The sequence below is a fragment of the Stenotrophomonas sp. YJH_SMC_65 genome (genome assembly GCF_059369475.1).
In genome coordinates, this window is the sequence record NZ_JCAFSR010000019.1 from 1 (window position 1) to 8268 (window position 8268).

The 8268-nt window shown below is 57.9% G+C and carries 7 protein-coding genes and 4 pseudogenes; all 11 read right to left on the reverse strand.

Annotated elements, in window-relative coordinates; all coding sequences use genetic code 11:
- A pseudogene (locus tag AC5P7A_RS21090) lies at positions 1-345 on the reverse strand (type IV secretion system protein); the annotation flags it as partial.
- A 54-nt stretch (positions 346-399) separates the two neighbouring features.
- Positions 400-948, reverse strand: a complete 549-nt coding sequence (locus AC5P7A_RS21095) for a DUF4189 domain-containing protein (protein WP_495220571.1) — start codon at positions 946-948, stop codon at positions 400-402.
- A gap of 689 nt (positions 949-1637) precedes the next feature.
- Entirely contained in the window at positions 1638-2153 is a 516-nt protein-coding gene (locus AC5P7A_RS21100; RefSeq protein ID WP_088375208.1) for a DUF4189 domain-containing protein, read from the reverse strand.
- Between the two features lie 33 nt (positions 2154-2186).
- Positions 2187-3134, reverse strand: a pseudogene (locus AC5P7A_RS21105) (TrbL/VirB6 family protein); the annotation flags it as partial.
- Positions 3135-3323: 189 nt separating this feature from the next.
- Positions 3324-3608 carry a DUF4189 domain-containing protein gene (locus tag AC5P7A_RS21110; protein WP_346601165.1) on the reverse strand — a complete coding sequence of 95 codons (285 nt, stop codon included), beginning with the start codon at positions 3606-3608 and terminating at the stop codon, positions 3324-3326.
- A 933-nt stretch (positions 3609-4541) separates the two neighbouring features.
- Positions 4542-5081 carry a DUF4189 domain-containing protein gene (locus AC5P7A_RS21115; protein ID WP_481434742.1) on the reverse strand — a complete coding sequence of 180 codons (540 nt, stop codon included), beginning with the start codon at positions 5079-5081 and terminating at the stop codon, positions 4542-4544.
- Between the two features lie 24 nt (positions 5082-5105).
- Positions 5106-5567 (reverse strand): hypothetical protein, encoded by a 462-nt coding sequence (locus tag AC5P7A_RS21120; RefSeq protein WP_495220572.1) that lies wholly within the window; start codon positions 5565-5567, stop codon positions 5106-5108.
- 326 nt (positions 5568-5893) lie between these two features.
- Positions 5894-6553, reverse strand: a complete 660-nt coding sequence (locus AC5P7A_RS21125; RefSeq protein WP_080355774.1) for a DUF4189 domain-containing protein — start codon at positions 6551-6553, stop codon at positions 5894-5896.
- A pseudogene (locus AC5P7A_RS21130) lies at positions 6471-7172 on the reverse strand (type IV secretion system protein); the annotation flags it as partial. The gene AC5P7A_RS21125 and the pseudogene AC5P7A_RS21130, both read right to left, overlap by 83 nt.
- Before the next feature lie 184 nt (positions 7173-7356).
- Positions 7357-7971: a DUF4189 domain-containing protein gene (locus tag AC5P7A_RS21135; protein ID WP_269471281.1), complete on the reverse strand. Its 615-nt coding sequence runs from the start codon at positions 7969-7971 to the stop codon at positions 7357-7359.
- A pseudogene (locus tag AC5P7A_RS21140) lies at positions 7916-8268 on the reverse strand (TrbL/VirB6 family protein); the annotation flags it as partial. The gene AC5P7A_RS21135 and the pseudogene AC5P7A_RS21140, both read right to left, overlap by 56 nt.

Below are 8268 nucleotides of genomic sequence, written 5' to 3' on the forward strand. Positions count from 1 at the left end.
CAGAATGAACAAGGGACCCAGGCCGATGAACAGCGCCAGCGCGACCTCGTAGAGCAGCAACATCGCACCAGCGGTGACGGCCGGACCGCCCGTGCCCATGCCGATGAACCACAGCGCCCGCGTCTTGTCCGCCTGCAACCCCGGATCATTCAGGATCTTGATGCCATCAATGCTCGACAGCGCCACCTGCATCCACGCCAGGCTCTTGTCGATCTGGTCTTCCGGCTGCTGGTCCTTGCCGGTCACCACGTGGGTGATCAGGCCTTTGACGTCCTCGTTGAGGAATTTCTGCAGGTTGCTGCCGAACATCGCCATGCTAGTGGCAACGGTGACGATCAACGCAGCACCGCACACATCGCGGCATCAGCATCCATCAAGAGTGAGGCTACGGAAGGATCACTACGCCTTGAAATACGGCTCCGTGCAACCGCTGTAAACAACCTTGCACGCCGCCCCGCCCTTAACTTGACAGTCCTTGAGAGCGCGGGCCTGAGCCACGCCCACATCAACACCAGTATGGATCTTCGTACCACGCCCCCCACCAGCGGTAGCCGCAGCTACACACGTGTTCTTGAATGCTAGATCGATCCGACAATCACTAGCCCCCCATTGGGCGCACTGTGCGAGAGCATCCTTCTGAGCATCAGACTTGCTGAATTTTCCCATCGAAACTCCCGCATCACCTGACGCGGAGCTGGAGAGCGCGCCCCAAGTTTTGATCCAGCGACCAGTTGGCCTAGGGCCAGAATCCGCGCCCCCCCCTCCCGCTGGAATTGGCGCACAGCCAGGCGCTCTGTCATCTCCGATTGGGTACTGACCGGGCGGGCACCTACCCTCTGCCAGCACCGGTCCGGCAACAACCGATAGAGCACCCATAGTACAAATGACTATCGCGGCGCGGAAAATCGGGGCAGTCGATTGAATACCTGATCTGTAGCCCTTTCTCATCTTGAATCCTTTGCCGTGACTGCGATACCTCGCTGCCCCGTATCTTGACCTACACCTGAGGTCCCACTGTTCATGCCCCCCATTCGACTGTAGTCAGCGCCGGAACTGCTGCTACCAGCATGATCGTTCGATTTCGGTGCCGGCGGCGTATACGAACCCGGGCGGCTGGCCCTGCGGACCCGGCTGGCCCGCTGCCGATCCACCGATCTGGGAGTATGGCGCGAAGCCACCCAGCGTGCCCTGGAAGAACATCGCAGCCATTGGGGATAGTCAGAATAGTGTCCGTCAGGATCAAGCCCACGCCCCCCCCCCCTTCTGCGCCGCGCAGCGTCACCCGCAATGCTCGTCGCCAAAGTTCTCATCGACGGAAAAGCGCCTGCGTTTGAGGGCCAGATGCGTCAGCATTTCTGACGCGCACGCAGCCTACTTCGAGCAGAGGCTGCTCGTCGAACGGGACTTGGCGTGTCCACCAGCGCCTTTGTTCAGAACGAATCCGACGCCCAAATTACCATGTCCCAGACGAGGACGACCCAATACAACTGCACTAAGAGGTGACTAGCGACGACACCCAACGTTACCACCTAGATCGGCTGTTCCAGCTGCCCAAAAATGAGATGGCCTGCTTTTCAGCAGGCATCCCCATGCAATGGCCGATTCAAGAATCTCGCCTGTGATTCGGCTGGCATAGTTCAGAAAGATTCAAATATTGGCTCAGCACAATCCGTGTACAACACCTTGCACTGCCCTCCACCGTTCTTCGCACAGTAGGAGAGAACCCGACTGGTCGCGTCCTCTCTTGAGCCGGCGACTGAAATAGAAACTATTCCCTTACTGCCCGGCTCAGGGTCAGCATATGCGACGCACTGGTTCTTGTACGTTGTATCGATCTTGCAGTCTTTCGCTCCATGTGTCGCGCACCGAGCAAGCGCTTCTGAGACAGCCTCTCGCTTGGAGCGCCTTCCAACGGAAGCCCCCATATCGCCCGTGCTTGCCGCCCCCGCAATAGCCCCCCAAGTCTTGATCCAACGCCCAGTAGCAATGGGGCCGCTCTGGACGCCACCGGTACCGGAGCCCGGAATAGGTGCGCATCCACCTACGCCCTGACCACCAATGGGGTACTGCCCTGGCGGACAACGCCCTTCCGCTCTCGCCTCACCCGCCACAAACAAACATAGGAGCAAGCCGACAAGAATGAGAGGAAACATGTATTTCACACTTCTACTCCGTACGCATGGGGGCTATTGATTGCCGGGATGTGCAGCTCTGAGACCGGTTTCGGCAACCCTGGAGGATTCCGACGACGGAAGGGTTGAACGTGCGGTCGCATGTCGATCATGCGCACCACTGTCTTGGCCGGACTGCCCCTTCTCCGGAGCGGCCGGCGTGTAGTAGCTACCCGGCGGCTGCCCATTCGGGCCCGGCGCAGCAGCAACCGGGCTGCCGCCTATCTGCGAATATGCCATGAAGCTACCCAGCGTGCCCTGGAAGAACATCGCTGCCATTGGGGGAGAGGTCAGGATCAGGGGCGTGAGAATCAGGCCCATGCCGCCCTGCTGCATCGCCTGGCTGGTCATGCCGTCGCTGGAGGCGCCGTCGAGCAGGAACCTGTTGACCAAGGCGGTGGACCAGAACGCGCTAGAGACACGGATCACCATGTCCAGCGCGATCGAGACCATCGCCGCCAGCACCGCCATGGAGAACATGGTTCCAATGCTGTAGAACAGCCATCGTTGGAACAACTGCTTGGTCTGATCGAACAGCAGGCACAGAATGAACAGTGGTCCCAAGCCAATGAACAAGGCCATGGCGGCCTCATACAGCAGCAACATTGAACCTGCCGTCACCGCTGGTCCACCCGTGCCCAACCCGATGAACCACATCGCGCGGGTCTTGTCAGCCTGCAGCTCGGGATCATTGAGAATCTTGATGCCAGCGATGCTCGAAAGTGCCACCTGCATCCAGGCAGAGCTTTTGTCGATCTGCGCCTCGGGCTTCTCGTCCTTGCCGGTCACAACGTGCGTGATCAGGCCCTCCACGTCTTCCGTCAGGAATTCATGGAGGTCGCGACCGAACATGCCCATGCTTGTCGCCACCGCCACGATAAGGGCGGCGCGCGCCATGTTGGTCACCAGGATCATCATCAAGTCCCGGCTGCGGCCGGTGACGATCCGATAGCCCTGTACCACTTTCCCAGTGCAGTAGAAGAACACTTGCCCACTAAACAAGGTGCACGAGTCGCAATGCAACCTTGATGAAGTCGTTCTCGCTCAACTTCTCGCCGAGCGGCTTCTTCAGCCGCACGTTCTACCCCAGGCTCTTGAGCAGCTTGGCTCAGGTACGCTCATACCATCAAAGATGTCACGGCAGTCATGAGACTAGAACGACTCAAAGATCGGCTCAGAACAATCTGTATAAAGAACTTTGCACTGGCCGCCACCGATGTCCGCGCAATGGGACAGGACTCGATTTGCAGCCTCCTCCTTGGAGCCTGCAACCGAATAGGAGACACGGCCCTTACCCCTCTCGGGATCAGCATATGCAACACACTGGTTCTTGTAGGTAGTTCCGACTTTGCAATCTCTAGCGCCATGGCTTGCGCAACGGGAAAGCGCCTCGGACGCAGCTTCCTGCTTTGAACGCCTTCCAACCGAAGCCCCCATATCACCTGTGCTTACTGCGGTTGCAATAGCTCCTCAGGTTTTGATCCAGCGGCCAGTCGCGACCGGACCACTCGACCCTGCATCGCCTCCATTAGAGCCCGGTATTGGCGCACACCCCCCCCCTGTCCGCCAATCGGATATTGTCCGGGTGGGCAGCGCCCCTTCGCTTGGGCATCTTCTGTCACAAGCAAGAACAAAGCAGAGCAAATCCAAAAGAGGGAGATCACAATGCTCTTCACGTTAACTCTCCAAATACGCCTGAATCACTATCTACCAGGATGAGCAGCTCGCTGGCCAGTTTCCGCAATCTTTGTCGCATCCGACTGCGGCAATGTCGTGCGGCTTGTTGACTGACTACTGTAGTCACCGGAGTCGACAGTTCGTCCCTTCTCTGGCGTCGCTGGCGTCGCTGGCGTGTAGTAACTACCCGGCGGCTGCCCGCTGGGCCCCGGCGCCTGTGCCACCGGGCTGCCACCTATCTGCGAATATGCCATGAAGCTGCCCAAGGTGCCCTGGAAGAACATGGCTGCCATTGGGGGAGCAGTCGAAATACGCGTCGTTAAGATCGGGCCTATGCCGCCCTGCCAGATCGCCGATTGGTCATGTTACCGATGGACGCGGCCATAAGCGGGAACTCGCTCATCGGCTCATTCGTACAGAATGGATCCGAAATACGTGTCATCGCCTCTTACGCGGGGCAGCCATTCACCACGTTCATATGGCTAGCTGCGGGCCCCAGCACCATCATCTAGCTTGATTGCCCCAGTATTCAGAAGAGACAAAGCACGAATTTTCAGCAGCCCTCGTACGCCGCATACCAAGCAAAGACAACAGCACTGATTGCAGGAAATTGAGTTGGCAAGCGAAGCATGAGAGCAGGTAAACCTAAACTCTTCCAGCCCTTCCAACCTGCGGCGCCTCATTGACTACCACTCAGAACGACTCGAATTCCGGTTCGCTGCATGCCGAGTAGATCACCTTACAACCTTCACTGCCGCGCTTAGTGCAAAGCCCCATCGCCAATGAAGTCGCGGCGGAGACAGATTCAGCGCGTCCAAACGTGGAACCGCCGAATGCGCTAGTTCGGGGAGAAACCAGGGCGACGCACTGATTCTTGTAAGTCTGAGTAACCTTGCAATCCGATGCCCCGTGCTGACTACAATTGGCCAAGGCCTCATTTGAGGCGTCAGCCTTTCTCACTTTTCCGACTGACACACCGACGTCACCATTGGAAGCCATGGCAATCGCGCCCCAAGTCTTATTCCAGCGTCCTGTTTGGACAGGGCCCGTCTGACCCGCTCCCGCATCCCCTCCCGGGATCGGCGCACATCCACCAACACCCTGACCTCCGATTGGATACTGGCCTGGCGGGCAACGCCCTTCAGCACCAGCAACGGGCGCGAAGCTAAAAAATAGCATGCAAGTTGCAGCGCCGAAGATAAGCGCACATCGGCGGCCAAATATCGAGACCATATCGTTAGACCCTCAAACTTCCCGTCAGCCGTTGTTCTTTGCAAGACCAAGACGCCCTGAGTCCACCACCGCCGAACCCGGTGATGAACTACCGCCAGTCACTCGCGAACCAACAACCTGCTCGGCAGTGGCACTATGCGTCCCGCCCTTCTCTGGAGCCGGAGGCGTGAAGTAGCTACCTGGCGGCTGCCCACTCGGCCCCGGCGCCTGTGCCACCGGGCTGCCACCTATCTGCGAATATGCCATGAAGCTACCCAAGGTGCGTTGGAAGAACATGGCTGCCATTGGGGGCGCAGTCAGAATCAAGGTCGTCAGAATCAGGCCCATGCCGCCCTGCTTAATCGCCTGACTGGTCATACCGTCGCTGGAAGCCCCGTCAAGCAGGAACCTGTTTAGCAGCGCCGTCGCCCAGAACGAGGAAGACACACGGATCACCATATCCAATGCAATGGACACCATTGCCGACAGCACCGCCAGCGAGAACATGGTCCCGATTCCGTAGAAGAGCCATCGCTGGAACAACTGTTTGGCCTGATCGAACAATAGATAAAGTACTAACGTCACCCCATGCCAATGAAATCAGTATTGCAGCTATAAGCCAGCAGGCAAATGAATTTCAGACCGAAGCTTGCTCTCCAAGAGCGCTCGACACTCTCACGTAGACTAAACCTGTGAACAGCGACACCCAACCTTAGTGCAAAGTAGACGTCTCAAGCGAAAAATAGAAGCGACCCACTTCTCAGCAGGCCACCCTCTAAAACAACAAACAAAATGTCATTATTCACAACATCAACCCAACGCCAGGATTCACATCAGCGGAAGGGCTTAAACTCAGACATGCTGCAGGCAGAGTAGATAACAGTACAACTGCGACCCTTACCCTCGGACTCACAACGGCGCACTGATTCCACCTTCGCATCTTCTTCATTAGGTGATCGATACGCCACAGTTTTCACGTCGACGAGGGGTACTGAACCAATCACCGGGCCAGCTAGCGCGGCGCATTGATTGTGATACTCAAGAATAACTTTACACTTCTGCCCTCCCATGCGCTGACATTCAGAAAGCGCGAGGGACCTAGCTTCTCTCTTTGTTTTTTTAACCTCTGCCACACCAATCGCCAAATTCTGGCCGACTTGATGGTCTGTGTCTTGCGCCAAAGCACCCCATCGGGTTTCCCATTTACCGGTCGGCATGGGGCCACTGCTCTCACCACCAGCTTGACCACCGGGAATTGGCGCACAACCTCCTACACCCTGACCTCCCACGGGGTACTGCCCTGGGGGGCAACGTCCTTCTGCCAACGCCACATTAGAAATAACGAGCAGCAAAAGTACGACAATGCACTTCATACGCACACCTTTATCATTCGACACTGTCAATCCACGCTCAGGCGCCCGCCTGCCCATACTTTCCAGTATCTTGCTTGACCTCACCTGAGCGCCCGATACCGTAACCAGAAGTCGCGCCATGGCCGGAACTGACCGATGGAGCACTGGAATGATCCTTTGTCTGGGCCGGCGCATAGTAGCTACCCGGTGGCTGCCCACTCGGCCCCGGCGCCTGTGCCATCGGGCTGCCACCTATCTGCGAATATGCCATGAAGCTACCCAGCGTGCCCTGGAAGAAGATGGCCGCCATTGGGGGCGCAGTCAGAATCAAGGTCGTCAGGATCAATCCCATGCCGCCCTGCTGCATCGCCTGGCTGGTCATGCCGTCGCTGGAGGCGCCCTCGAGCAGGAACTTGTTGACCAGGGCGGTGGACCAGAACGCGGTCGAGATACGGATCACCATGTCCAGCGCGATCGTTACCATCGCTGCCAGTACCGCCATCGAGAACATCGTGCCGACGCCGTAGAACAGCCATCGCTGGAACAGCTGCTTGGTCTGGTCGAACAGCAGACACAGAATGAACAAGGGACCCAGGCCGATGAACAGCGCCAGCGCGACCTCGTAGAGCAGCAGCATCGCACCAGCGGTGACGGCCGGACCGCCCGTGCCCATGCCGATGAACCACAGCGCCCGCGTCTTGTCCGCCTGCAACCCTGGATCATTCAGGATCTTGATGCCATCAATGCTCGACAGCGCCACCGCATCCGCTTCCTGGTCCCGGCTATGGGATACGAAATTCAGGGGCAAGGGCACACACTCAACATTACCACCTAGATCGGCCGTTCCAGCTCACCCACAAATGAGATGGCCTGCTCTTCAGCAGGCCATTCCCAACATGCAAAGGCCGATTCAAGGATCCCGTCCATGATTCGACTGGCATAGCTTAGAAAGATTCAAATATTGGCTCAGCACAATCCGTGTACAACACCTTGCACTGCCCTCCACCGTTCTCCGCGCAGTAGGAGAGAACCCGACTGGTCGCCTCCTCTCTTGAGCCGGCGACGGAAATTGAAACTATTCCCTTACTGCCCGGCTCGGGATTGGCATACGCAACGCATTGATTCTTATAGGTCGTACTAACTTTGCAGTCAGTCGCGCCATGGGTCGCGCAACGCGACAAGGCCTCAGATTCCGCCTCTCGTTTAGATCGCTTTCCCACTGAAGCTCCCATGTCGCCGGTTACCACAGCGTCTGCAATGGCCCCCCAAGTTTTGATCCAACGACCAGTCGCAACAGGACCACTTTGCCCTTCGCCTGCCCCTGAGCCCGGTATTGGCGCACAGCCACCAACCCCCTTCTGCTGGTCACCCACTGGATACTGCCCAGGCGGGCAGCGGCCTTCTGCTTGGGCGTTCCCCGCTAACAACAAGATCAGGAAAATCCCAGTCGCGATAATGAAGGCCGAGATATTCTTCACGTCACCACTCCAATACACATGGAAATTACTCCTTACCAGGATGAGCCGCTCGCAAGCCGGTATCAACCACTCTTGTTGCATCGGATTGTGGCAAAGTCATGCGCGCAGCCGAGTGCTTATCGTGGACACCATCGTCCGCCCCTGCGCGCCCCTTCTCCGGAGCGGCCGGCGTGTAGTAGCTACCCGGCGGCTGCCCATTAGGTCCCGGCGCAGCAGCAACCGGGCTGCCACCTATCGGCGAATATGCCATGAAGCTACCCAGCGTGCCCTGGAAGAACATGGCCGCCATTGGGGGCGCAGTCAGAATCAAGGTCGTCAGGATCAATCCCATGCCGCCCTGCTGCATCGCCTGGCTGGTCATGCCGTCGCTGGAGGCGC